The following is a 23,919-nucleotide window of genomic DNA, read 5'->3' on the forward strand; positions in this document are numbered from 1 at the left end:
TTAGTTGCTTCCTTTTTTTATTTGTAAGAAATGAATTGCCTCAATAATAATATCTGGTCGATCATTTTCTATACCGTGACTAGCATGTTCGGCAAGAATATATTGGTTGTTAGTTGAGAGGTGTAATTGTTCGTGAATTAGTTCTTGCCACATTGCTTCAAGTTGTGTTGCTTCCTCTTTTGGCATGCCGCCATTAGTCAATTGAGTAATAGAATATTGAGGATCTCTACCGATAACGATTAATGGTATTTCTAATGTTTTACATAGCTCTTTTAGTGAGAGAGCACAGTTTTTCCACTCCGATAGTTCAGAAGCTGTCGCTTTATATAATGAAGGCGAGGTAGAGAATTCAATTTGCTGTTTTGATTGATCGGTGAGAATAGGTTTTAGTTCATTATAAAGTGTGTCTACATCCATTTTGGAATATATATTATATTTTTGAAACCAAACATCATCAGAATCAGTTTGATCAGAAATTGGTAAATGAAGTTCATCTAAACGGTGTAAGTTCATCGAAGTAGAATCAACTAAAATAAGTGCTTGCAGCTTATCTTCATGTAACATCGCAAAATGTTGTGCACATAATCCTCCATAGGAATGACCGATTAGAATAAGTGGCTCTTGAATAGCTAGTTTGTTTATTAACATATATAGCTCTTTTGTAACTTGCCTTATTGTACGCGGCTGATTGCCTAAATCACTTTTTCCGTAACCTGGGCGATGGTATGAAACGACTGTAAAGTGCTCTGAAAGCTTTTCTATAATAGGAAACCAATCATAAAATGAGCAACTCATTCCGGTTTGAATGACTACAGTTTGTTTACCACTTCCTTTTATATGTACTTCTATATTTCGCCCCATTATTTCTACAAATTTATGAATGTTAATTCCTCCTAAGCTTGAAATAATTTTTGAAAAGCAAAAACGATACACCAAACACCTATACCGAGTAAGACAGAGGTACTAAGTGTAAATGAATTTTTCAAACCAATATAGACGATAAATAATAGTAGTGCTGATGCGGGGAATCCATATAATACCCCTAAAGCAAATTGACTCAATTCTTGTTTATTTCCGCCTTCGAATGAAATCCAAAATAGACTAAGTAAACTCACGAGAGGAAGGGCAGCAATAAAGCCACCTATCGTACTGTAGTGTTTAGCGACTTCAGTGATAACGCCGATAATAAGTGCCGAAACGATTACTTTAACGAGGAAATGCATATTTTGCCTCCTTCGCTAATAACGAAAATGCTTTTTCAATTAATTGTTGTTCTTCTTTTGATAACTGTGATTCTAATATTTTTATCTTTTCTTTATCTAGTAAAGTATGTTTTTCTAATACTTCAATTCCTTCAATTGTTAATGTAAGGTTTACCACTCTTTCATCTTTTTTATTTCTCTCTTTAACGATGAACCCCTTTTGAATAAGGCGCTTTATATGTTCAGATGCTGTGTTATGAGAAAGGCTAAGCTCAGTAGCGACTTTTCCAATTGTTATATCTTTCTCACGAGAAACGATTTGTAAAATACGAATTGCTTGGTGGGAAAGATTGTCCTCGTATTCGTATCGTAAGTGATAATAAATGCTCTCCCAATGTTGATTAATGTTGTTCATAATAATAAATCCCCTTTTTTATATCGTATAGTAAGATATATTCGTTGTTTTAGAAATAAAATCCTTTTATTTGGATAAAAAATGTTGAAAAAGTTTATTTTTATTGAAATATAAGGTAATCTATGTGTAAAGGTATACATTTAGCAAGAGAGAGGATGATAGTTGTGAATACATTCAAATGGATGAGTCATGAACAGATGTATGTAGATGAAATACATGTTGAAAAATGTGGTCCTCTTTCAGTCGGCGTATATGGGGGAAATCAAGAAAGTGATGCATATGAACGAGGAGATGCGGTACTTGCTTGGTGGGACCCTGAATTACAATTTGAATTTGTTATGATTTTTGATACACACCACAAAACAAAAAATATTGATTATATAATAGAAGCGATTTCAGAAAGAAAAGAGAAATTAAAAGAGTTATTTTCCTATCCAATACATTTAGCTTTTCATCATACACATATGTACTTATTAGCGTTATTTACAGATGAGTTATTTATTAAAAAGTGTGATCAAGATGATGAGGAACTCGCTTGCTTAATTTGTTTACGAAAAGGCGAATTTTTATATTGGTTATCAGTTGGTGATTGTTTCGCGTATTTATTCCATTCTGAGAAAACGAAAAATGGAAAAGGACGATTAAATAAACGGAAAAATTACGAATATATTGGCAGGAAAAATATTTTTGCAGCAAATACACCTTGCTTTACGTCAGGTGTAAGAGGATTAGAAAAAGGAATGAATCACATTGTAATGGCAACGGACGGTATTTTAGAGTGTGACAAACGAAGGTTTGATGATGATCAATCTTTAGTAGAAATATTACACGACGGAAATAGCTTGCAGATTGAGCCCGTATTAACAAATGTACTGCAGTGGAAAGGTAGAGACTGTGCCACGATTATTGGATGGTCTATTGATACTGATAATAAACAATGTGCTAATTAATATAAAAGGAGTTCAAGGTTTTTATCCTTGAACTCCTTTTTGTTAAGCAATATGGATGTGATATGTTTTCAACCATTCATTTACTTGTAGCATATACTCCATGGCACTTCTTGCTTCAAAATTGTTAATCACTTTATTACTTTGATCAGCAATTGAAAGTAAGATGGAATGGTTAATAAGTGAGAAAATAGGATTGTTTTTATTGTTACACATATCAAGTGTTAAATTACGGATTGTTTGTAAGTAGTGTGGATCTTGTGAAGTTGGATAAGCGCTTTTTCTTCTATTGCGTACATCGTCAGGTAAAGCTGGTTGTAGTGCTCTACGTAAAATGCCTTTTTCAATATTATCAATACTTTTTATGTTGAAAGGAACATTCCATAAATATTCAACTAATCTATAATCGCAAAACGGTACACGAACTTCAAATCCAACAGCCATACTCATACGATCTTTACGGTCAAGTAAGAAAGGAAGGAATCTTGTTAAAAATAAATAAAACATTTGACGTTGTTTCGCGGATTTTTTACTTTCGCCTTCAAGAGTAGGTACTTCAAGTATCGCTTCTTGGAATCGTGTATCAATATAGTCTTCTAGATTACATTGGTTACTTACTTCATTTAGTAGAAGAGGAGATGTATTTTTCCAATTTGTTAGCCAAGGAAACTTATCTACATATAGTAGTTCTTCTTGATGAAACCAAGGATATCCACCGAATACTTCATCAGCCGATTCGCCGGATAAAGCTACGGTCGCATCTTTTTTCATTTCGCAAAATAGTAAATATAGTGAAGTTTCCATTTCACCAGCACTCGGTAAATCTTTTGCATGAAGGGGAACGAATAAGTGATTTGCTAATTCTTCAGCATTCACAATAATATCATGATGCGCTGTCCCGACATGTTCAGAAACGCGTTTTACCCAAGGAGCGTCTAAACCAGTGCGAGCAAATGTCAGTTCGAAATCTTTTGCGCTATTTACAAAGTCAACAGAATACGTATGAAGTGTTTTATTTTCAGCAGCAAATTCTTTACCCGCAAGTGCAGTAATACCGCTAGAGTCTAATCCGCCTGATAACATACAAACGAGAGGAACATCGGCAATTAATTGTCTTTTTACTGTATCTTGTAAAATAGATAAAATATGCGAAGATGTATCTTCTATAGAGTCTGTATGGAACTTACTTTCTAAATTCCAATACTTAGTAACTACTTTTTTATGACGTGTAAATGTTATAGAATGTCCAGCACGTACTTCTTGAATATGTTTAAAGACGCCACATCCTGGAGTGCGAAATAAGCCTAATCCAAATATTTCATTTATTCCATTCGCATCAATTTCAGCAGGGACAGATGGATGCGCTAATAATGCTTTAATTTCAGAGCCGAAAATAATACTGCCATTTCTTTCTGTAAAAAAGAGTGGTTTTACACCTAAATGATCTCGTGCTAAAAACAATTGTTGCTTCTGATCATCCCATAAGGCAAAAGCGAAAATTCCGTTTAAATGTCGTACGCAGTCTTCTTTCCATTCTAAATAAGCATGTAGTAATACTTCTGTATCTGAATGGGTTTCAAATGCATGCCCACATTTTTGAAGCTGCTCTCTCAGTTCACGGAAATTATAAATTTCTCCATTATAAGTAAGAGCATACGTATAATCACCAGCACGAAATGTCTTAGGCTGTGTCCCGCCTTCTGGATCAATTACAATTAAACGCCGGTGTGCAAAGGCCGCATGAGGTGAAAACCAAAATCCTTCAGCATCCGGACCACGATGCTCAATACTATTTGCCATCTTTTTTAAAATAACATGTTGATTTGAAAGGTCTTCCTTCCAATCTACCCAACCTGTAATTCCACACATACACATCTCATCTCCTAATTTTTAAAATAGATTAATGAAATAAAATGTACACTAAATTAAAGAGTGACTATATAAATAGTGTACTACATGAATTAAATTACAGACTTGAGAAAGTTTTCTTTGAATGCATAGTTATGTGAGAAAATGGCTAAGGGAAAGTATTCCATTACATACAAAAAATAAAAAAGATGAGAGAAAAAATTTTCTCAGACGTTATATAGGGTGTAAAAGCTTTTACAAAACAATAAGGGGAATCGCTACATGAAATCAAATGAGAAAAATTTTATAAAAAGATTACAGCGGCAAAAAGAAGACGCGTTAGAATTCGTTGTCGATACATACTTACCACTCATAAAGGGGATCACGCATAAAGTTCTACTTCCCATTCAAAATGATGGACTCATAGAGGAATGTATAAACGATATATTTCTTTCCATTTGGAATAACGCAAATAAATTCCATGGAGAGCCGAGTGATTTTAAAAAGTGGATTGCAGCGATTGCGAAGTTTAAAGCAATTGATTATTACCGGAAATCGACTAAAACAGTAGAAATCATTTCAGATGAGTTTCATATCAGTACAGAAAAATCAGCAGAAGACGAATTAATCGTTATGGAAGATAGGGAAGAATTATTGAAGCTCATTAATCAATTAGAACCGCTAGATCAAAAGGTGTTCATTATGAAATATTTACTTGGTATGAAGACAGAGGAAATAGGTGACAAGTTAGGATTAACTCGGGCAGCAATTGATAATCGAGTGTACCGGGGGAAAAAGAAACTACAACAAAATGCTACGAATATTAGTTTTGGAGGTAGTGCAATATGAAAGACATTTATGAACTATTAAATGATATTGATATAGATGAAAAAGAACTAGAAGAAATTGAGGCTTCTGAAATTGAAAAGGAAAAAGTAAAACGAAATGTAAAACAATCGATACGTACGAAGAAAAAGATGAAAAGTTGGAAAAAAGGTGTCGCTGCTGCATCAATTTTAGTAGGGTTATCGGTTGCAACTCTTGGTATCGGTTTTCCTACATATGCCGGGGGATTGCCAATTGTAGGTGACATATTCCGATTTTTAGATAATGGTAGAACGGGGTTATATGAAAATTATAAGGAATTTTCGACTGAGTTGAATATGACAAAAGAGAGTAATGGGGTTAAGGTTACAATTAATGATGCTGTATTCGATGGTAGAACAATTACAATTACATATTCTATTGAGAGCGAAAAAGATTTAGGAGAGAAACCGTTCCCATTTGGAAGTCCGCAAGTTATGGGCTTTGATGGCGGAGGAGGTAGTTCGAACGTTACAAAAGTTGGAGAGGGAAAATATGTAGGTATGACTACGATGAGTGGTCATGGTAGTGAAAGGTTAGATGTCGCAAATGTTTGGTGGGATATAGAGGCAATTGAGTTGGATTATGAAGGTAATGTAATAAAGGGAAACTGGAATTTCGCACTTAGTTTAAAAGCAATGGATAGTAAGGAAGTAAAAGTTAATGGGGTTTCTGAAAATGAATTAATAAAAGTAAATATAGACAAAATGGAAGTAACCCCGATGTCATATATCGTTTTTTTCAATCAGGAAGAATCTAAGGCATTAAGAAGTATATGGGATAGTGCGGATGTTGAGTTAGAAATAAAAGATGATTTAGGAAATCATTATGCTGGTGAAGGAAATGGCGGAAGTAGTACAGTAGCGGAGCCACATAAAAGTAGTTGGAGTACTACATTCAAAAAATTAAACGAAAATGCAACAAAACTTATCGTTACACCTCGCGTACACTTGCGGGTTCATACACCTGAAAATCATGGTGGAGTGGAGTATGTGAATGGAAAAGAGAAGAAAATTGAAGTGCCGAAAAAAGAAGCGAAGAGTAAAGATATTGTTCTAGATGATATCGTAATTGATTTAAAGAAATAGAAGAGAGACTGCCTAAAAACATTAGGCAGTCTTTTTTTTCGCTAAAAACTAGTTACGAGTAAAGCATGTGGATGCTGCGTTTTATACTCATCTTTCCACGGAATGTTTAGTTGTTCCCACGATTCGCCGCTATCATTGGATTGAAACACGCCGTTGTTATTTAACGTGTAAAACGTATGTGGTTCTGCCTTGTTTGTCGCAAACATCGAAATGACTGTACCGATTGCGGATGGTAGTCCTTGTTGTACTTGCTGGAAAGGAGTATCTTTCGTTTTTCGATAAATATAAGATTCATAAGGAATATGGTGATGAGCGAGATCAGCACTCGGTGCAGCTGAAACGAGAATCGTATTGCAATCAGCGGGATCGATAGCCATGCTGTATAAATAATGATGTTCAAGTCCTTCACTGCATGAAATCCAGCTGTTTCCATTGTTATAACTTTCAAGATATGCACGATCAGGTCCGCCCATAAATCCGTCACCACATGATGCATAAAGGCGATTTGGTGCTTCAGGGTGCATAAGTAATTGATGAGCATCGATAGGGGCACCGAATTTTTTATCGATCCATGTATGCCCTTTATCATTACTTTGAATAACAGCACCAGCTTCGATTGAAACGTGTATTGTATTAGGGTTGTTTGGATCAACTGTAATCCAGCGTACGTGATGGGTAAAAGGTCTAGGCGGAAATGCCCACGTATAAGAAGATAATAATGATTTCATATTTTTAAGTTCAGTCCACGTTTCACCACCATTTTCAGAGCGGAATAAAGCGCTCGGTTCTGTGCCGACATAAACGACACCATATCCGTTAAATTGTTCATTTGAGCTTATTGTTATGGAAGTGATAGAGGAGTGCAAAATACCATCTTCTTTAGGAAAATCAAAGTAACGATAAGAATCTCCAATTGGTCTCCATGAATCCCCGCTATCGTCACTTAACCATAGACCTCGTCCAAATGTTCCGCAATATACACGATTTTTTTGAAATGGATCAACAGCGATACAGGTAGGTTGCATATTTTGTAAGTGGTAAGTCGTTTCATAGTCATCATATTGTTCTTTCACTACAACAAGTTCACGTTCCATACAGAGAAATAAACGTTTCATTTTAGTAACCTCCTTAAAAATTCTTTCATTAGTAAACAATATGAAAATAAAAAAGAAGTAGTCTTGTTTTATTTGAGAAAAAGGGATTGTTTAAAAAGAAGCGAAGTGTGTATACAGAGGAAGCGGGCGTTTACAATCAGTCAATTCGGGATAAAGATGGGGAGTTTGTTTCATACTAACATACAGATATTACACTTAAAGGAGCATTCGTATGGGACATTCACATGATCACGGTCATTCTAACAATAAAAAGGCGTTACTAATTGCTTTCGTACTAACAACAAGTTTTATGATTGCAGAAGTTGTTGGTGGATTTGTAACAAATAGCTTAGCACTACTATCTGACGCGGGGCATATGCTAAGTGATGCAGTATCTTTAGCTTTAAGTTTACTTGCGTTTAAACTCGGAGAAAAAACAGCAACAACTGCGAAAACATACGGGTATAAGCGAGTCGAAATGTTAGCAGCATTATGTAACGGTGTCGTTCTTATTGTCATTTCGGTATACATTTTTATTGAAGCAATCCGTCGTTTTAAAGAACCAGTTGAGATTGCTAGTAATGGGATGCTCATTATTGCAGTCCTTGGTCTGCTTATTAATATTTTATCAGCTTGGATATTAATGAGAGGCGGAGATGTGAAAGGTAATTTGAATTTAAGAAGTGCTTTCTTACACGTACTAGGCGATCTATTGGGTTCCGTCGGAGCGATTATTGCTGCGTTACTTATTAAATTTTTCGGATGGACGGCTGCAGATGCGATTGCTAGTATTCTTGTGTCTATTTTAGTCATTATTAGTGGATGGCGTGTAACACGTGATACGGTTCATATATTAATGGAAGGTGCACCACAGCACATAAATGTTAAAGAGGTAAAAAGTACGTTATTAAATATTCCGATTGTCAAAGAAGTTCATGATTTGCACATATGGTCTGTCACATCAGATTTTCAAGTATTAACATGTCATCTTATTATTAAAGGGAATGAAACGCAAAGTGTATTAAAAGAGGCTACGTATGTATTAAAGGAAAAATTTCATGTAGAACATGTCACCATTCAAGTAGAAATAGATGGTGAATTTCATCATGATGAGACAACTTGCAAAGTATGAAAGAAAAAGGATAAGAAAAAGTGTCATAACATTTTTCGCACGGCATACATATATATAATGTGGCCACAAATACTTTGCAAGGTAAATATTTCATGAAATTACTTTACTTATAAAGAGTCATCTTTTATAATCAAAAGTGGTAATTGATAAAGATTATCATTTTCAATGATCGTAGAAAGGAGTTTTTTAAAAGATGAGTAGTCAACTCCGTTTTGCTGTTGAAAATCGTAAGAGGCATTTAATTGATGAGTTAATTGGAGCAGGTGTGTTTAAGATTCGCGACCGACAATTATACGAGCTGTCTTTAGAGGAATTGGAAAAAGAGTACGAAGATATGGAAGATTATGCGAATATTCAGGCGTAGCTATATAGATTAGTAAAAGGAGAGCTGGTTACGATTTTGTGTAACCAGCTCTCTTTTTATTTCGTAGAAATTATTTTTTGTATTTCTTTCATGGGACGGATCCAGTTTTGGGTCATTATTTGTTCCATTTGTTTTTCGTCCTGCTTCTGTAATGCTTGAATGATAGAGTGATGTTCTTCAATAGATTGACTTGCTGGAACAAAGTTTTGGAAAAACAAATATTCAAGACGTAAAACGTGAAGTTGCATATTTTCTAGAAAGGGTTCAATATATTGGTTTTTAGCAATAGAAGAAATTGTATTGTGGAATTGTATATCTAATTCTAAAGCTTGTTTTGCGTTTTTTTTCTCTATAGAGTGCTGAAAATGATTATTTATTTCAGAAAGTAGTTGAATATCAGCGTCTGTAATGTTTTGAAGAGCTTGCTTTCCTATAATAGAGTGAAGACCAGCCATCGTTTCATAAATGATAGATACGTCGTCTAACTTAATAGAAGCAATTTTCGTTTTTTGCCCTGGTACCATTTCCACTAATCCAGAAAGCTCTAATATTTGAAGTGCTTCTCTTACAGGTGTTCTGCTTACTCCTAGTGCCTCAGCCAATTCCCCATCATTAATTTTTTCATTGGGCTTCAGTACACCTTCAATAATCCAATTTTGTAGTTGATTTAAAACGAGTGATTTTGCTGAAATTCTTCCTGGTTTTTTATAATTTTGAGGGACAGGCATAGTGAATTCAATCCTTTCATTGTATATTTTCCTTTTTTGTATAAACAAGCTTTAATTTTTGTTTCCCTTCATCTGGCTTTTGGCCTAAGATGAGCACCATTACAATGACACAAAAAGCGCCTAATAATTGAAAAGATTGAAATGGCACGTGCAATATAAGTACAGAAGAAATAATAGCTGCGAGTGGTTCTGTGCAACCAAATAATGTTGTTTCTTTCGGAGTCAGGTATCGTATGCTGTCTAAGTATAAATAAAAGGCAATAAGTGTCCCGAAAATGACGACAAATGTGATGAGCGGTAGGGTACTTAGTTTTACATATTTCATAGTTGATAATAAAATGAATTCGTTTGTAGAAATAAAGTGTACAATCGTTACACCAATACCCCCAATAATCATGCCCCATCCAACGATAACGGAAGAAGACCATTTTTCTAACAATTCCTTTGAATATAAACTATAAAAAGCGAGAGATAATCCAGATAAAATACCCCAAATAATAGCTGGTGTAGAAACAGCCAAGTTATGAACAGACCCGTTTGTTAGTAAGAGAAAAGTGCCTACTAATGAAAGGGTAATTGAAATGAAATCAATTTTTGATGGACGAACGTTCCATTTGAAAAGTAAGTATACAGTGATGAATATAGGAGCTAAATATTGCAATAATGTTGCGACGGCAGCATTTCCTTCTTTAATTGAAGCGAAATACGTATACTGTACAGCAAGCATACCGAATAGACCAAACAAAATCATTTTAATAGCATCAGATTTTTGTTTCCAAATGCCAAATATCTCTTTTTTTCTCGTTCCGAATGAGGAAATAATGAGCAAAATAATTCCAGATATAAGTAAACGGATCGTAACTAACCATTCGGTTGAAACATTGTCATATTGAAAAAGTTGTTGTGCAGCTGTACCAGACAAGCCCCATAAACAAGCACCGATTATGACCATTATAATTCCTTTTAATCGATTTGAATCCATATGATCTAAAATTCTCCTTTCTAAAAATACAAATTGAATACAATATGCAATATATCACAGAATGACTCGTTAATAAACTGAAATTTCTAATTTGTTTTTTTATGTGTAGTAAAATATTGTAGAGGAGGGGGAGTATATGTTAGCTGGATTTTTAGTTTGTTTATTTGTTGGAGATAAAAATAAATTAGCGAAGCTTTCAGGAGCATTTTCTTATATAGTTGGAGTTGCTACTATAATATTACCGCTTGGCTTAGAAAAAATAGGGGATGTAGTTGGTATCGTATATGCTATATTAATTGTTTTAGGTACAATTGTATTTATAATTAAAGCAAACCTATTAAATAAGATTGCTATAAAGTAAAAAGGCTTCATTCTACTGAAGCCTTTTATTAATTGTTATGAAGTATAAGTAAAAGCCGGTATAGGATCAATAAATGTATTCCAATCTTGTCTCATTTCTTTTTCTGTTAATAGACAATCATCTAATGATTGTTCAATTAAAGAACAGTTCATATCAATTCCGATAAATACGAGTTCGGTTATTCGATCTCCATATTGTTTATCCCAGTTTTTCAATACTTCTGGTTCTTCTGTAATCATTTGATTTCTTTCAGTTTCAGGTAATGCCGCTATCCACTCACCGGCTCCTTGAATTGTAATAGAGGAACCTGCTTGAGATAGAAGCCCTATCATATTATTACGAGATGCCAGCCAGAAGAATCCTTTCGCTCTTACAACATCTAAAGGCCATTTTTCTAGCCAATTCATAAGGCGCTCGGGATGGAAAGGATATTTGCGGCGGTAAACAAAGGAATTGATACCGTATTCTTCCGTTTCCGGTGTATGATGGTCACTATTTAATTCTTGTATCCAGCCGGCCGATTGACTGGCTTCTTCATAATTAAATAGATTTGTGTTTAAAATTTCTTGTAATGGTACTTTGCTAAACGAAGATTCAAGAACTTTTGCATTAGGATTTAATTTTTTTAGTAAATGATGAAGCTCTATCACATCTTCTTTTTCTAGCAAATCTATCTTATTAAGAATAATTACGTTTGCAAATTCAATTTGATCTATTAATAAATCAATAACTTCCCGGGTATCATTCTCATCGATTGCTTGTTTTCGGTCTAATAAACTTTCTCCATCTGCAAAATCATCCCAAAATCTATTTGCATCTACAACTGTAACCATCGTATCGAGGCGACAATTTTTCGTTAAATCAATGTTAAGAACTTCGTCTGTATAAGTAAACGTTTGAGCAACTGGAATAGGCTCACTTATACCAGAAGATTCAATAATAATATAGTCAATATCACCATTTTCAACAAGACGATTCACTTCTATCATTAAATCTTCTCGTAGTGTACAACAAATACAGCCATTTTGAATTTCTACTAGTTTTTCCTCCGTACGTGAAAAACCACCCTTTTTTATAAGAGATGCATCAATGTTTACTTCGCTCATATCATTAACGATAACAGCTACTTTTAAGTTATTCTTATTAGTTAAAATGTGATGTAGTAAGGTAGTTTTTCCAGATCCTAAAAAACCACTTAATACAGTGATAGGTACTTTTTTCATGAAATGATCTCTCCTTTAAATCGTAATGATTACGTTTTATATTAAACGAAGGGAAAAGAAAAATCAATAATAAATCATAATGATTACGATTTAAGAATAGAAATAGACTATAAAATTTGTGCTGTAGTATGAAGCATTTGGACAAGCACATGTTTACATATAAATAAAATGGAGGCGAGAAGCTTGGTTTTTAATAGAGTTTCAAAAGAATTAGTAGGCATAGCTCTTATCGCTATGTTTCTCTTTTTGTTGTTTTTTGTAGATTTTACAAGTCTAGTAAATTTGCACAAAAATATACCGCAGGAATGGCTGAATGTGAATACGGTATTTTTAAGTATCATTTTTGAAGCAATACCTTTTATTTTATTAGGGGTAATTGTTTCTTCATGTATTCAAGTGTTTGTGACGGAAGATATGATTCAAAAAGTAATGCCAAAATCTCCGATTGTTGCAATGATTCCAGCAGTATTTGTGGGAGTTCTTTTTCCAATGTGTGAATGTGTCATTATACCAATTGTAAGAAGGCTCATTCAAAAGGGGTTACCACTTCATGTAGGCATTGTTATTTTAATGAGTGCACTCATTATGAATCCAGTTGTCCTTTTATCTACTGTATATGCGTTTCCAAAAAATGATTACGTTGTATATGCACGCTTTGGGATAACAATTTTAGTTGCTCTATTCATAGGTCTAATTGTGTATTATTGCTATCGCGAAAGAAATGTTTTAAAAGATGTAGAGGTTTCAGTTCAAACAAGAAAAAAAAGAGTTGGAAAGATGTTATGAATCACACTGTAGATGAGTTTTTTGATACTGGTAAGTATTTATTGATTGGTGCTTTTTTAGCAAGTGTATTTCAAATGTTTTTTGATCGGAATGTAAAGGATGTGACGGGTAATAAAGCAGTAGTGGCTCGATACGGTATAACTTGTTGTATTGCGGATGCATCAGTCTGGGGGATGATTGTTACCGGGCAAAATGTTGAAAAATTCCAGAAGAAACATGGGTGAAAATAACAGGATTATTAGATGAAACGACATATAAAGGAACAGTCTTTCCACTTGTAAAAGTAAACAAAATCGAGAAAATTGATAAGCCAACTGACCCATATGTATATGACGCTTTACCTCAATAGAAAAGAATAAATTCTTCATATTTTCATGAAATAGAATCATAATCATGACGATAAAAAAATAAAGATAAGAGTAATTTGGTTTGTTAAAAATATGTGCAGAAGGAGTTATGCGATGAACTGGGTTACTCATAAACCATCATTTGAATTTGAAACATTTAGTCCTATTATTCGGTCACAATCTGCTTGGAGTGGACATTTAGATTTTGCATATGACTTAGTACGATTTGAAAAACCAGAAACTTTAGTTGAGTTAGGTACACATTTAGGAGCCTCCTTTTTTAGTTTTTGCCAGGGAGTAAAAGATGGAGGGTTATCGACTAAATGCTTTGCAGTAGATACTTGGGCTGGAGATGGGCATACAGGTCCATATGGAGAAGGGGTTTTTCAAATAGTAGAGAAAGTAGTGAGCGATAACTACCTTAATATAGGAAATTTAATTCGATCTACTTTTGATGATGCTGTAGATCGGTTTCAAGATGAAACGATAAATCTTTTGCATATTGATGGCTATCATACGTATGAAGCTGTTTCTCACGATTATAATACATGGCTACCGAAAGTCGCGAAAAACGGTATTGTATTATTTCATGATATTGAAGTTAGAAGTAGTGATTTCGGCGTGTATAAGTTTTGGGATGAGGTAAAAGTGAATTACCCTCATTTTCAATTTGCGCATTCATATGGACTGGGAGTGTTATTTCCGAAGGGTTGTAATGATAAGTTTGAGGAAATACTTAAAAATAAAGAAGAAATACAAAATATGTATAAATAAAGATAGGGCATGCATCATTTTAATGATGTGTGTCCTATTTTTGTGTGGAAAATAATAGTGTGAATTAAAAAGTGAAGATAGTTGTAAAAAGTTTTGTTGCAGCAAATATTAAAAAAGTTAGTATGGGATTGTTCCTTGTAAATAAAGTGAAGCTTTAATACGTTCATATCAATTCGGAATTTTACAGTAGTTAATTTCTTACCTAAGTGCTTTGTACTTACTGAATTTTAAGGCGGGGGTCTTATTGGCCGAAAATATCGGGATAAATAAAAATACAACATTTTTTATATTTTTCATTGCGAAAAACGTAATCTACTTTTACAATAGAAAGGGTTGTGAATATATTATACTGGAAAAATAAATCGAAATAATATGAAAATTTTGTTTTGTCTTCGCTAATTGTATATTACATACATGTAAGACGACATACGTCATGTTATCGACTTGTAAGGAGAGAAAAAATGAAAAGTGTAAGATTACCATCGATGCTAGAAATCATAGTTCTTTTATTACTATTTCTTGCTGTTGTCTTTTCCTTCCAAACGATTTTTGATCTCCCAATTCAATTAGCGCTATTTATTTCATGGTTTTTAGTAATTGCGCTTGGATTAAGATTAGGATTTCGTTATCAAGAATTGCAAGATGCAATTACGAAAGGGATTTCTAACGGATTAGAAGCAATACTGATTTTAGTTGCAGTAGGTGCTTTAATTGGAACGTGGATTGCTGGTGGGGTAGTACCAACATTAATCTATTATGGATTAGAATTTATTCACCCTAGCATATTCCTATTAGCAACATTAATTATTTGTTCTATAACTTCTATCGCAACAGGAACGTCTTGGGGAACAGTGGGAACAGCAGGTATTGCTATGATGGCGATTGGTGAAGGACTTGGTTTACCACTTCCGCTTGTTGCTGGTGCAGTTCTTTCAGGAGCTTATTTCGGCGACAAATTATCACCACTTTCTGATAGCACAGTTCTTGCAGCTTCTATGGCGAAAGTAGATGTTATTGCTCACGTTCGAGCTATGCTCGTATTAGATGTTCCGGCTTATATTATTACTAGTATTATGTTTACTGTAGCTGGTTGGATGTATGGCGGCGATAATGTAGATTTGAATCGAGTAGAATTTTTAAAAGAAGCTTTATTAAAGCAATTTGATATTAAAATATGGATGCTTGTTCCGGCGGTCATTGTTATCGTTCTATTAGCGATGAAGAAACCGTCTATGCCAACAATTGCAATGGGAGCTTTAATTGGTGCAATTTGGGCAACTCTTTTCCAAGGGATGAACTTTGGAGAGGCGATTGGAACAGCTTATAACGGATTCTCAATTCAATCTGGTGTTGAGTTTGTTGACAAGTTATTAAACCGTGGTGGAATTAACGGCATGCTTGGCTCAGTAGCTGTTATTATTTTCGGTTTAGGATTTGGTGGATTACTTGAAAAACTAGGTGTTTTAAAAGTAATCGTATCAAAATTTGAGAAGAAATTAAATTCTGCAGGTAATGTAACATTGTCTACATTAATCGTGGCATTCTTAGCTAATATATTTGGTTGTGCGATGTATGTATCACTAATTTTAACACCAAAAATTATGGAAGATAGCTATGATAAATTAAAAATAGACCGTCGTGTATTAGCGCGTAACTCAGAAGTAGGTGGAACGTTAACTTCAGGTATGGTTCCATGGTCTGATAATGGTATTTTTATGGCGGGTATTTTAGGTGTAGCAACGTTCTCATACGTTCCGTTTATGTGGTTAAGCTTCGTATCGTTAATTTTAGCAGTTATTTACGGATATACAGGCAAATTCATCTGGTATGTAGATGATGCAGATAAAGGAAAGCAAGCATCATAAAATAAAAATCACCTTCTACAATATGTAGAAGGTGATTTTTTTATTTTGTAATAGCATCTGCTGAAGTTATTTCATTCTCATATTTAGCAATTTTTTGTTGTATCTTTTTTAAGTTTTTTTCAGTGTCTTGGATGAGCTGTAAGACATTGGTCTCTTGTTGTTTCATTAATTCCAACCGTTGAAAGATGGTAGATTCTCCTTCCATAGACCAGTCGATAAATTGTTTTATTTTTTGAATAGGCATACCAGTGTTTTTTAAACACAAAATCATTTCTAAGTATTTGAGTGCTTCTTCATCAAAAACTCGATCTCCTTTTTCATTTCTTTGCAGAAAAGGGAACAGTCCTTGTTTATCGTAATAACGTATTTGAGAAATAGTTAAGTCTTGCATTTTGGCGACTTGCCCAATTGTATAATACATATCATTCATCCTTTTGTTACCAAGGTATAATGCCATTTTTATTTAGTATTTTACCATTATAGTTTGTTTCACTTAATGCATATTTAATAATAATTTTAGCACTTTCAATAGTTGTATGGCCACCAGGGGAATTTCCATTAAGATCAGTAGTTGTAAAACCAGGAGTTATCCCAAATACTTCTGGACCGTTAGTAGTAAATTCTTTACTAAAAGCTAATGTTAAAGCATTAATAGCAGTTTTGGAAGAATTATATCCTAGTGTATTGATTGGATGTGTTTCACCATTAGCAAACATTGTTAGTGAGGCCATGTCAGTTGTTACATTTATTATTTTACTGTTGCTTGAATTCTTTAATAATGGTAAAAAGGCTTGCATCATTTGGAAAGTTCCAAAAAAGTTAACTTCAAATCCTTGGCGTAAAGTTTCAATATTTAATTCACTAGGTAGCGTATTGAAGTCTAATGCAATGCCTGCGTTATTAATTAATAAATGTAAATGGTCAGTCGTTTCGTAAATTTTCTTTGTTGCTTCTTGAATGGATTGTGAATTTGAAATATCTACTTGAATATAGGAAACGTTTGAAACATTTAAAGATTCTACGGCTTGTTGTCCAAGTTGTTCATTACGAGCACCTAAAAATACGTGATAATCTTTTTCTGCTAATTGACGAACAAGTTCATATCCAATTCCTTTATTCGCACCTGTTATAAAAGCATATTTTTTCATATTGAATTCCTCCAGTAGTGTTATAGTAGGTTACAATGGAAAGGATACAGCCTAAACTTAAGTTTAGGTCAAGAGGAATTTTTTTTAATAAATATAGAATATCTATATATAAGAGTGAGAATTCTTATCATTTAAGAAAAAGTCTGTTATTATAAGAGATGTAGGTATTATATTTTCAAGGGGATGAAAACATGGAGTACAGAATTGAAAGAGATACATTAGGAGAAATAAAAGTTCCAGCTGATAAATTATGGGCAGCACAAACACAACGTAGTAAAGAAAACTTTCCAATTGGAACAGAGCAAATGCCGCTTGAAATTGTAAAAGCATTTGCAATTTTAAAGAAGAGTGCAGCGCTTAGCAATCAAAAATTAGGAAAGCTATCAGAAGAAAAAGCAGAAGCAATTGTAGAAGCTGCTGATGAAGTGATTGCAGGGAAATGGAATGAACATTTTCCGCTTGTCGTATGGCAAACAGGTAGTGGTACACAGTCAAACATGAATGTGAATGAAGTAATTGCAAATCGTGGGAATCAAATTTTGAAAGAGAAGGGATCTGACTTACATATTCATCCGAATGATGATGTGAACATGTCACAAAGTTCAAATGATACATTTCCAACGGCGCTCCATGTAGCTTGTGTAATCGCAGTAGAAAATCACGTATTACCAGCAATCAGGAAATTAAAAGGAACTTTAGCAGAAAAAGTAACTGCATTTGAACATATAATAAAAATTGGTCGTACACATTTACAAGATGCAACACCGTTGACTTTAGGGCAAGAAATTAGCGGATGGCACCGTATGCTTGAAAAAACAGAGCGTATGATTGCAGAGAGCAATACATATATGAAAGAGTTAGCAATTGGTGGAACTGCGGTTGGAACAGGTATTAATGCTCATCCTAAATTTGGTGAGATGGTATCAGAGGAAATTAGTCAATTTACAGGTAAACAATTTGTTTCTGCACCAAATAAGTTCCATGCATTAACGAGCCATGATGAAGTTGTATATACTCATGGTGCATTAAAAGCATTAGCTGCAGATCTAATGAAGATCGCTAACGATGTACGTTGGCTTGCAAGTGGTCCACGTAGTGGTCTTGGAGAAATTATTATTCCAGCCAATGAACCAGGAAGCTCTATTATGCCAGGTAAAGTAAATCCAACGCAAAGTGAAGCATTAACGATGGTTGTAGCGCAAGTGATGGGGAATGATGCAACAATCGGATTTGCTGCGAGCCAAGGTAACTTTGAGTTAAACGTATTTAAACCTGTTATTGCTTATAACTTCTTACAATCAGCTCACTTATTAGCGGATGCAATTGTTTCGTTTAATGACAATTGTGCAGTTGGTATTGAAGCAGATGAAGACGTAATTAATGAAAATGTGAATCGTTCACTAATGCTTGTAACAGCGCTAAACCCACATATCGGATATGAAAATGCAGCGAAAATTGCGAAGCATGCTCATAAAGAAGGGTTAACTTTAAAAGAAGCAGCATTGCAATCTGGGCTACTAACAGAAGGGCAATTTGATGAAATTGTAGATCCAAAGAAAATGATTGCTCCAAAAGAGTAATAGAAAAAGCCAAGGTTCTTAGTATAGAATCTTGGCTTTTTTGATGTTCATTTTTATGTTTCATCTACTTGCAATACTGCAAGCTTCAAAATATATTATTGGTTAGCAGGCGTATTCATTACTTTCATCTGTGGGCAGTTCTCTTTTAAGAGTGAAATGAATTTTTCTTCTTCTTGTGGTACGAAAGTGGTCACTGAGTCAAATAAATTATAATTAATTTCTAATTGTTGCCTAGTCCATTTTTTTGAACGAAGTTTTTTGCCAGAGTACTTAATATGGCGAATGTCTTTAAATGGGATTTCAGTACGAAGTATGAAACCGTGTTTTACAACAAGAGATGATTCCGTTACGTTGTAGTGAGAGAAATAGAATGAAGAAAGATTCACGATATTTAATAGCATCATGAGAGTGAAAAAAATAGAATTTTCATTTTGGAAGAATAACGAAACGAAAAAAATAATTATAAATAATGTAATGAAAATGACGTGGAATGGATTTTTTTTCGCTTTAAATTTCAAGTTAGTCACCTCGGTATACTTGTTCTTTAACTAAATTAAATCATAACGTTTTATTATTCATGTAAAATTTCTTGATAGGATAAATTCAAAAGAAGTTTTGTAATAGTGGAGTGACATGAAGTGACTTACAAGAATAGAAAGATAGTGTTAGTCATAATTAGTTGTATGATGATTATGAGTAGTTGTGCTAATAAATTTGTTGAAGATAGAAATCGAAAGCATACATTTGTACAAGCAAGTAAGGTTTTAGTAGAGACTGTAAATAGAATATATAAATTGAAACTTTAATCAACTGATTATTAGCCCTCACCAATCGGGCTTTTACTGGCAGCCCGGCCTCACTTAACTTCTTTGCTTCCGCTGAATTTTGATGTGGGAGTCTTACTGCCCTTAAATGCGGGATAAAAAGTAAAAGGTGTTTTCTTATACGGAAACATCTTTTTTGTAGTTGAAATTGAATACTGAAGTTTTGGAATGGATGAATACCGGTTCCATATTCACTAATCGCATATGTATTCTGTGCAATTTGCTTAACGGTAAACCAAGAGTCTTGAAGAATATCCATGTTCTATTTTACATCCTATAAAATGAATTTGTATAAACATATTCGCTTTTCGTTGTATTAAACCCTTTCGGTAGATGTTTTTATAAAAGTTTATAAAATGGGTAAACGAAATGTTGAAATGTTTGTTTGTGTTATGATAAGATGGTGAAGTGATAATAAACGTTATAGTGATTTGTTTGGTTTTTGAATAAACATTTTGAAGGAGTGTTTAGTGTGAGTGATATTTCAGAGAAGTTTTGGGATGCGTCAATAGAGGAATTAAAGAAAGGGTATGTGTTTGATGGAGAAAAAGAGGAGTACATTTGCTTAGCTTGTGGTGAAACATTTATTAAAGGTGTTATTTATCAAGATAATCAAGTTTTGTATGAAGCAGAGAAGTTCGTCCGATTGCATATTCAAAATGAGCATACGTCTATGTTTGATTATTTGTTAAATATGGATAAGAAATTTACTGGTTTAACGGATTTACAAAAGAAAATGGTTCAGTTTTTCCATATGGGACTGAATGATAAAGAAATTGTAAAAGAGTTGGATGGCGGAAGTACATCAACAATTCGTAATCATCGATTTACATTGCGAGAGAAAATGAAGCAAGCAAAAGTATTTTTAGCTCTAATGGAATTATCCGAAGAAAAATCAAAAGTACAAACGAAATTTGTACCAATTCATAGAACAGCAACGATGGTGGATGATCGATACAATATTACGGAAGAAGAAAATGATGAAGTATTAAAAGCTCATTTTACAGAAGGATTAGATGGACCTCTTTCTAAATTTCCGAAAAAACAAAAGCGTAAATTAATTATATTACGTCATTTAGTAAAGAAGTTTGATAGTAATAAAAAGTATACTGAAAAAGAAGTAAATACAGTGATAGAAAATGTATACCCTGATTTCGTAACTTTAAGAAGATATTTAATCGAGTATGGATTTTTAGATCGAACAGCCGATGGAAGTCAATATTGGGTGAAGTTATAATCATACGAAAAGAAAATGAATAGAAGCACAGTATTATAACAACTATACAAAGAGATAGATATTGAAAATTGATTTTTAATAAAAGGAGAAATGAAACTTGAAACCACCTGCAGATAACAATAAAGAAGGTGCGGAGTCACATAAGTTGGAAAGTGAGAGTAAACCGATTTGGAAATCGATGTCGATGTTTTTAGTACCATTATTATTAAGTAATGTACTACAATCAGTTGGACAATTATTTGGTATGGTAGTAGTAGGAAGATGGCTTGGAGTTAATGATTTAGCGGCTATATCAGCATTCTTCCCATTATTTTTCTTGCTCGTTTCATTTGTAATTGGTATCGGTTCAGGAAGCTCTATTTTAATTGGTCAGGCGTTTGGTGCTAAAAACGAAGATCGTTTAAAAGCTATCGTTGGTACGACGCTGACATTTACCTTTATTATTGGAGTTGTGTTGGCGATAATAGGCAGTATTTTTGCGATGGATATTATGCGTCTAATGGGAACGCCAGAAAATATTATTGAAATAAGTGTACATTATGCACGAATTTTATTTATATCGATGCCAGTATTATTTTTATATTTCGCATACACAACATTTATGAGAGGTACAGGAGATTCTAAAACGCCATTTTACTTTTTAATTGTAAGTACAGCGCTAAATATGATCTTATTACCGATTCTTATTTTTGGATGGTTAGGAGCTCCGAAATTAGATGTGTATGGAGCAGCCTATGCCTCTGTTATATCTACAGTTATTACGTTTATTGTCATGCTTTTGTATTTAAAGAAGAAAAATCACCCATTACAACTAGATGGCACGGTTAGAAAATACCTTCGAATGGATGGGGAGTTATTAAAGCTATTGCTAAGGCTCGGTATTCCAGCGAGTATTAATATGATATTAGTTTCATTATCTGAAATTGCTGTAATCGCGTTTGTAAATCGTTACGGTTCGGATGCAACAGCTGCTTACGGCGTTGTGAATCAAGTTGCAAGTTATGTACAAATGCCAGCAGTTAGCCTTGGTATTACAGTTTCTATTTTTGCAGCACAATCAATTGGGGCGAATCAATTTGATCGATTGCAGAAAGTTGTGAAGGCCGGAATTATTATGAACTACGTCATCGGTGGTGTGTTAATATCTCTTATTTACTTATTCTCAAGAGACATTTTATCACTATTTTTAACGAGTCAAACTACAATTGAAATTGCTCATAGCTTAGTTATGATTACGTTATGGAGTTATTTAATTTTCGGTCATGCACAAATTATTAGTGCGACAATGCGAGCGAGTGGTACAGTACTTTGGCCAACTGTTATTGGAGTTGTTTCAATTTGGCTTGTAGAAGTACCCGTAGCATATTATCTTTCTTACCATACAAGTCTTGGAATAGAAGGGATCTGGATCGGGTATCCAGCAGCATTTATTATCAGCTTAATATTACAGTATGCATATTATAAGCTTTCATGGCAAAAGAAACGAATTACACGATTAGTTAGTTAAATAGAAAAAATGTCTCTAAGTTATTTGACTTAGGGACATTTTTTTGTAAGTGCAGGTTTACAAATAGCTTTTTAAAGTTATATCAAAATGTTGTCTAATGAGTGTTTTATCACTCATATAAAACTCCCACGCTTTTTCCGGTTCACCGATAATCTCAAAGGATTCCTCTGTAATATATAAAGCGCAATTATCCTCCAGTGCAATTCCTTCTATATTCCCTTGATGATTTTGTAAAAAGGAATGGAAGGCGTTCATTCTATTTAATTGATTATAATGTGGACAAAATCTTTTATTAACAATCCCCCATCCGTTACTCTCTATATAACCAGAACCTTCATAATCTGATCGGATACTAGACGTGAACCAACACATAGCACCAGCGCTATAACCAGCAATAAGTGTTCCTTGTTGCAGAGCCAATAATAATTTTTCATCGAGTCTATGTTCTTTCCATTGCGTAAGCATGTGAATATAATTCCCGCCACCTAGATAAATTAAATCGGCTGAATGAATCATCTCGTCTATTTCATACTTAGAAGGTGAATCTGTTGTAGTACGTAAAATTTGTACTTCACAATGTAATTGTTTTTCAAACGTGTCTAAAAATAATTTTATATAGCTTTCATCATCATGACTTGCCGTTGGAATAAACAATACTTTTGGATACTGTTTATTTGTTAATTCTATAAGGCGTTCATTAATAGGCAAGTGATTTGAATCTTGTAAATCACCGCCACCAATGACAGCTAATTTCATAGTAAAGCACCACCTAATCATTTTTGTTATATAAAAATTCGATAGAAGAGAGTTACATTCCTTCCGTAATGTAATCAATAATTAGAAAATGTAGCTTAAGTATATCGGGATAGTAAAGAAAACACTGAATATATATATCAGTGAATTAGAAACAATTCATTGATATATAATATTTCATACTAATGTTTCAAAATATGGAAAAAATATGTTTAAATAGATATAATGACGCATTTATCCATATTGAATTTATGGTTATATTTTAAAAGAGCATCGGAAATAATAGCGATTTTCCGAAACAGTTTTTACTTTTAATAGGAACTTGTATTACAATATGGTAAAATTATTTCAATATATTTATTTAATATGAAATACAAAGAGGGAGCGTGAAAAAAGTGGATTTTCGATTTGAATTTACAACGAAGCTGAAAGAATACTTAGACGATGAGAAGGATGAAAAAATAATAAAAGATGGACACAGAGATGTAATTTTTCACTATTTATATGCGTTAGAGACTGAAATTGGCGTTGTTAAAAATCCTAATTTTACTTTTTTTGCATCAGGAAGACGTTCACATATAGTGTTAGAAAACGTTGAATTTAAAACAGAAGTAAATGTAAAAAGTAATATAATTGAAATTACAAAAATAGTGGATAATGTAGCTATTCCGTTAGATACTATCGTAGCGAAAGATCGGGAATTATTTGCACTTGGGCGTAATGAGAAGTTTAGTGTACAAATATTAGAGCAGTATCTTTTTGAAACATTTGGAGATAAGTTAGGCTTATAATGAATGGAATGAGGTACGTATTTATAGGTAGTTAATTTTAGTTTATATTACTTGCGTTT

Annotated in this window: 25 protein-coding genes and 2 pseudogenes; 14 read left to right on the top strand and 13 right to left on the bottom strand. The window is 33.6% G+C overall.

The features are described 5' to 3' along the window. The 3 genes from C4S65_RS19025 to C4S65_RS19035 are packed head-to-tail and all read right to left on the bottom strand — an operon-like array spanning window position 1 to window position 1,617. Window positions 1-933, bottom strand: a complete 933-nt coding sequence (locus C4S65_RS19025) for an alpha/beta hydrolase (RefSeq protein WP_140337837.1) — start codon at window positions 931-933, stop codon at window positions 1-3. Further along, complete coding sequence (locus tag C4S65_RS19030; protein WP_000545641.1) at window positions 894-1,223, bottom strand: DUF3147 family protein; 330 nt, start codon at window positions 1,221-1,223, stop codon at window positions 894-896. The genes C4S65_RS19025 and C4S65_RS19030 overlap by 40 nt, the downstream gene beginning before the upstream one ends. Further along, complete coding sequence (locus C4S65_RS19035) at window positions 1,207-1,617, bottom strand: MarR family transcriptional regulator (RefSeq protein ID WP_001059785.1); 411 nt, start codon at window positions 1,615-1,617, stop codon at window positions 1,207-1,209. The genes C4S65_RS19030 and C4S65_RS19035 overlap by 17 nt, the downstream gene beginning before the upstream one ends. Before the next feature lie 122 nt (window positions 1,618-1,739). Between C4S65_RS19035 and C4S65_RS19040 the strand changes: the two genes are divergently transcribed. Then, window positions 1,740-2,567 carry a protein phosphatase 2C domain-containing protein gene (locus C4S65_RS19040; RefSeq protein ID WP_001999549.1) on the top strand — a complete coding sequence of 276 codons (828 nt, stop codon included), beginning with the start codon at window positions 1,740-1,742 and terminating at the stop codon, window positions 2,565-2,567. Window positions 2,568-2,609: 42 nt separating this feature from the next. On the opposite strand, the gene asnB is transcribed toward C4S65_RS19040, so the two are convergent. After that, window positions 2,610-4,433, bottom strand: coding sequence for an asparagine synthase (glutamine-hydrolyzing) (gene asnB / locus C4S65_RS19045; protein ID WP_000333936.1), 1,824 nt, complete (start codon window positions 4,431-4,433; stop codon window positions 2,610-2,612). Between the two features lie 261 nt (window positions 4,434-4,694). Between asnB and C4S65_RS19050 the strand changes: the two genes are divergently transcribed. Beyond that, window positions 4,695-5,261, top strand: coding sequence for a sigma-70 family RNA polymerase sigma factor (locus C4S65_RS19050; protein ID WP_000840007.1), 567 nt, complete (start codon window positions 4,695-4,697; stop codon window positions 5,259-5,261). Beyond that, window positions 5,258-6,364 carry a DUF4179 domain-containing protein gene (locus C4S65_RS19055; protein ID WP_061666823.1) on the top strand — a complete coding sequence of 369 codons (1,107 nt, stop codon included), beginning with the start codon at window positions 5,258-5,260 and terminating at the stop codon, window positions 6,362-6,364. Before C4S65_RS19050 ends, C4S65_RS19055 begins: the two co-directional genes overlap by 4 nt. A gap of 41 nt (window positions 6,365-6,405) precedes the next feature. Here the strand turns inward: C4S65_RS19055 and C4S65_RS19060 are convergent, their stop codons facing one another. After that, window positions 6,406-7,479 (bottom strand): hypothetical protein, encoded by a 1,074-nt coding sequence (locus C4S65_RS19060; RefSeq protein WP_000825314.1) that lies wholly within the window; start codon window positions 7,477-7,479, stop codon window positions 6,406-6,408. A gap of 211 nt (window positions 7,480-7,690) precedes the next feature. On the opposite strand from C4S65_RS19060, the gene C4S65_RS19065 reads away from it, so the two are divergent. Continuing rightward, entirely contained in the window at window positions 7,691-8,590 is a 900-nt protein-coding gene (locus tag C4S65_RS19065) for a cation diffusion facilitator family transporter (protein ID WP_086406573.1), read from the top strand. Between the two features lie 193 nt (window positions 8,591-8,783). Beyond that, window positions 8,784-8,954 (top strand): Fur-regulated basic protein FbpA, encoded by a 171-nt coding sequence (gene fbpA / locus C4S65_RS19070; RefSeq protein ID WP_000098302.1) that lies wholly within the window; start codon window positions 8,784-8,786, stop codon window positions 8,952-8,954. A gap of 56 nt (window positions 8,955-9,010) precedes the next feature. Here the strand turns inward: fbpA and C4S65_RS19075 are convergent, their stop codons facing one another. Next, a complete protein-coding gene (locus C4S65_RS19075) occupies window positions 9,011-9,682 on the bottom strand; it encodes a GntR family transcriptional regulator (protein ID WP_061666820.1) in 672 nt (223 codons plus the stop codon). A gap of 16 nt (window positions 9,683-9,698) precedes the next feature. After that, complete coding sequence (locus C4S65_RS19080; RefSeq protein WP_061666819.1) at window positions 9,699-10,664, bottom strand: DMT family transporter; 966 nt, start codon at window positions 10,662-10,664, stop codon at window positions 9,699-9,701. Window positions 10,665-10,779: 115 nt separating this feature from the next. Here C4S65_RS19080 and C4S65_RS19085 point away from each other — a divergent pair, with 115 nt between their 5' ends. After that, the gene (locus tag C4S65_RS19085; protein WP_327957041.1) at window positions 10,780-11,025 is read left to right on the top strand and encodes a hypothetical protein; all 246 of its coding nucleotides are present in this window, start codon (window positions 10,780-10,782) and stop codon (window positions 11,023-11,025) included. A 35-nt stretch (window positions 11,026-11,060) separates the two neighbouring features. Here the strand turns inward: C4S65_RS19085 and C4S65_RS19090 are convergent, their stop codons facing one another. Then, entirely contained in the window at window positions 11,061-12,248 is a 1,188-nt protein-coding gene (locus C4S65_RS19090; RefSeq protein ID WP_086406575.1) for a GTP-binding protein, read from the bottom strand. A gap of 183 nt (window positions 12,249-12,431) precedes the next feature. Between C4S65_RS19090 and C4S65_RS19100 the strand changes: the two are divergent. The 4 genes and pseudogenes from C4S65_RS19100 to nhaC all read left to right on the top strand — a co-directional run. After that, window positions 12,432-13,129, top strand: a pseudogene (locus C4S65_RS19100) (permease); the annotation flags it as partial. Next, window positions 13,130-13,383, top strand: a pseudogene (locus tag C4S65_RS35695) (TIGR03943 family protein); the annotation flags it as partial. It lies immediately after the preceding pseudogene. A gap of 112 nt (window positions 13,384-13,495) precedes the next feature. Next, complete coding sequence (locus C4S65_RS19110) at window positions 13,496-14,155, top strand: class I SAM-dependent methyltransferase (protein WP_001104674.1); 660 nt, start codon at window positions 13,496-13,498, stop codon at window positions 14,153-14,155. A 461-nt stretch (window positions 14,156-14,616) separates the two neighbouring features. After that, window positions 14,617-16,020, top strand: coding sequence for a Na+/H+ antiporter NhaC (nhaC, locus tag C4S65_RS19115; RefSeq protein WP_000843992.1), 1,404 nt, complete (start codon window positions 14,617-14,619; stop codon window positions 16,018-16,020). Between the two features lie 40 nt (window positions 16,021-16,060). Here nhaC and C4S65_RS19120 read toward each other — a convergent pair whose 3' ends face one another. Both C4S65_RS19120 and C4S65_RS19125 read right to left on the bottom strand, forming a co-directional pair. Then, a complete protein-coding gene (locus C4S65_RS19120) occupies window positions 16,061-16,441 on the bottom strand; it encodes a MerR family transcriptional regulator (RefSeq protein WP_097960356.1) in 381 nt (126 codons plus the stop codon). A gap of 16 nt (window positions 16,442-16,457) precedes the next feature. Then, entirely contained in the window at window positions 16,458-17,168 is a 711-nt protein-coding gene (locus C4S65_RS19125) for an SDR family NAD(P)-dependent oxidoreductase (RefSeq protein WP_097960357.1), read from the bottom strand. Between the two features lie 191 nt (window positions 17,169-17,359). Between C4S65_RS19125 and fumC the strand changes: the two genes are divergently transcribed. After that, on the top strand, window positions 17,360-18,748 hold the full coding sequence (gene fumC / locus C4S65_RS19130) for a class II fumarate hydratase (RefSeq protein WP_086406576.1): 1,389 nt from the start codon (window positions 17,360-17,362) through the stop codon (window positions 18,746-18,748). Between the two features lie 95 nt (window positions 18,749-18,843). Here the strand turns inward: fumC and C4S65_RS19135 are convergent, their stop codons facing one another. Next, a complete protein-coding gene (locus C4S65_RS19135; protein ID WP_000669073.1) occupies window positions 18,844-19,266 on the bottom strand; it encodes a PH domain-containing protein in 423 nt (140 codons plus the stop codon). Window positions 19,267-19,453: 187 nt separating this feature from the next. Beyond that, window positions 19,454-19,831 carry a hypothetical protein gene (locus tag C4S65_RS34465; RefSeq protein WP_176281125.1) on the bottom strand — a complete coding sequence of 126 codons (378 nt, stop codon included), beginning with the start codon at window positions 19,829-19,831 and terminating at the stop codon, window positions 19,454-19,456. 213 nt (window positions 19,832-20,044) lie between these two features. Between C4S65_RS34465 and C4S65_RS19145 the strand changes: the two genes are divergently transcribed. Both C4S65_RS19145 and C4S65_RS19150 read left to right on the top strand, forming a co-directional pair. Next, window positions 20,045-20,809 (top strand): DUF2087 domain-containing protein, encoded by a 765-nt coding sequence (locus C4S65_RS19145; RefSeq protein ID WP_001280280.1) that lies wholly within the window; start codon window positions 20,045-20,047, stop codon window positions 20,807-20,809. 97 nt (window positions 20,810-20,906) lie between these two features. Next, window positions 20,907-22,316 carry an MATE family efflux transporter gene (locus C4S65_RS19150; RefSeq protein ID WP_086406577.1) on the top strand — a complete coding sequence of 470 codons (1,410 nt, stop codon included), beginning with the start codon at window positions 20,907-20,909 and terminating at the stop codon, window positions 22,314-22,316. A 57-nt stretch (window positions 22,317-22,373) separates the two neighbouring features. Here the strand turns inward: C4S65_RS19150 and C4S65_RS19155 are convergent, their stop codons facing one another. Continuing rightward, entirely contained in the window at window positions 22,374-23,072 is a 699-nt protein-coding gene (locus C4S65_RS19155; RefSeq protein WP_000762126.1) for a peptidase E, read from the bottom strand. Window positions 23,073-23,464: 392 nt separating this feature from the next. Between C4S65_RS19155 and C4S65_RS19160 the strand changes: the two genes are divergently transcribed. Further along, the gene (locus C4S65_RS19160) at window positions 23,465-23,860 is read left to right on the top strand and encodes a DUF3942 family protein (RefSeq protein WP_042973240.1); all 396 of its coding nucleotides are present in this window, start codon (window positions 23,465-23,467) and stop codon (window positions 23,858-23,860) included. Window positions 23,861-23,919: the final 59 nt, after the last annotated feature.

Origin of the sequence: Bacillus sp. ok061, assembly GCF_900108285.1 — a bacterium.
Classification (GTDB): domain Bacteria; phylum Bacillota; class Bacilli; order Bacillales; family Bacillaceae_G; genus Bacillus_A; species Bacillus_A thuringiensis_S.

What these genes read in the sequence shown, in the direction of transcription:
- C4S65_RS19125 (WP_097960357.1), bottom strand. Translation starts at nt 17,168, where the DNA reads ATGAAAAAATATGCTTTTATAACAGGTGCGAATAAAGGAATTGGATAT.
- C4S65_RS19060 (WP_000825314.1), bottom strand. Translation starts at nt 7,479, where the DNA reads ATGAAACGTTTATTTCTCTGTATGGAACGTGAACTTGTTGTAGTGAAA.
- C4S65_RS19040 (WP_001999549.1), top strand. Translation starts at nt 1,740, where the DNA reads ATGTGTAAAGGTATACATTTAGCAAGAGAGAGGATGATAGTTGTGAAT.
- C4S65_RS19110 (WP_001104674.1), top strand. Translation starts at nt 13,496, where the DNA reads ATGAACTGGGTTACTCATAAACCATCATTTGAATTTGAAACATTTAGT.
- C4S65_RS34465 (WP_176281125.1), bottom strand. Translation starts at nt 19,831, where the DNA reads ATGGATATTCTTCAAGACTCTTGGTTTACCGTTAAGCAAATTGCACAG.
- asnB (WP_000333936.1), bottom strand. Translation starts at nt 4,433, where the DNA reads ATGTGTGGAATTACAGGTTGGGTAGATTGGAAGGAAGACCTTTCAAAT.
- C4S65_RS19055 (WP_061666823.1), top strand. Translation starts at nt 5,258, where the DNA reads ATGAAAGACATTTATGAACTATTAAATGATATTGATATAGATGAAAAA.
- C4S65_RS19090 (WP_086406575.1), bottom strand. Translation starts at nt 12,248, where the DNA reads ATGAAAAAAGTACCTATCACTGTATTAAGTGGTTTTTTAGGATCTGGA.
- C4S65_RS19075 (WP_061666820.1), bottom strand. Translation starts at nt 9,682, where the DNA reads ATGCCTGTCCCTCAAAATTATAAAAAACCAGGAAGAATTTCAGCAAAA.
- C4S65_RS19050 (WP_000840007.1), top strand. Translation starts at nt 4,695, where the DNA reads ATGAAATCAAATGAGAAAAATTTTATAAAAAGATTACAGCGGCAAAAA.
- C4S65_RS19080 (WP_061666819.1), bottom strand. Translation starts at nt 10,664, where the DNA reads ATGGATTCAAATCGATTAAAAGGAATTATAATGGTCATAATCGGTGCT.
- C4S65_RS19155 (WP_000762126.1), bottom strand. Translation starts at nt 23,072, where the DNA reads ATGAAATTAGCTGTCATTGGTGGCGGTGATTTACAAGATTCAAATCAC.
- C4S65_RS19035 (WP_001059785.1), bottom strand. Translation starts at nt 1,617, where the DNA reads ATGAACAACATTAATCAACATTGGGAGAGCATTTATTATCACTTACGA.
- C4S65_RS19065 (WP_086406573.1), top strand. Translation starts at nt 7,691, where the DNA reads ATGGGACATTCACATGATCACGGTCATTCTAACAATAAAAAGGCGTTA.
- C4S65_RS19120 (WP_097960356.1), bottom strand. Translation starts at nt 16,441, where the DNA reads ATGTATTATACAATTGGGCAAGTCGCCAAAATGCAAGACTTAACTATT.
- nhaC (WP_000843992.1), top strand. Translation starts at nt 14,617, where the DNA reads ATGAAAAGTGTAAGATTACCATCGATGCTAGAAATCATAGTTCTTTTA.
- fbpA (WP_000098302.1), top strand. Translation starts at nt 8,784, where the DNA reads ATGAGTAGTCAACTCCGTTTTGCTGTTGAAAATCGTAAGAGGCATTTA.
- C4S65_RS19030 (WP_000545641.1), bottom strand. Translation starts at nt 1,223, where the DNA reads ATGCATTTCCTCGTTAAAGTAATCGTTTCGGCACTTATTATCGGCGTT.
- fumC (WP_086406576.1), top strand. Translation starts at nt 17,360, where the DNA reads ATGGAGTACAGAATTGAAAGAGATACATTAGGAGAAATAAAAGTTCCA.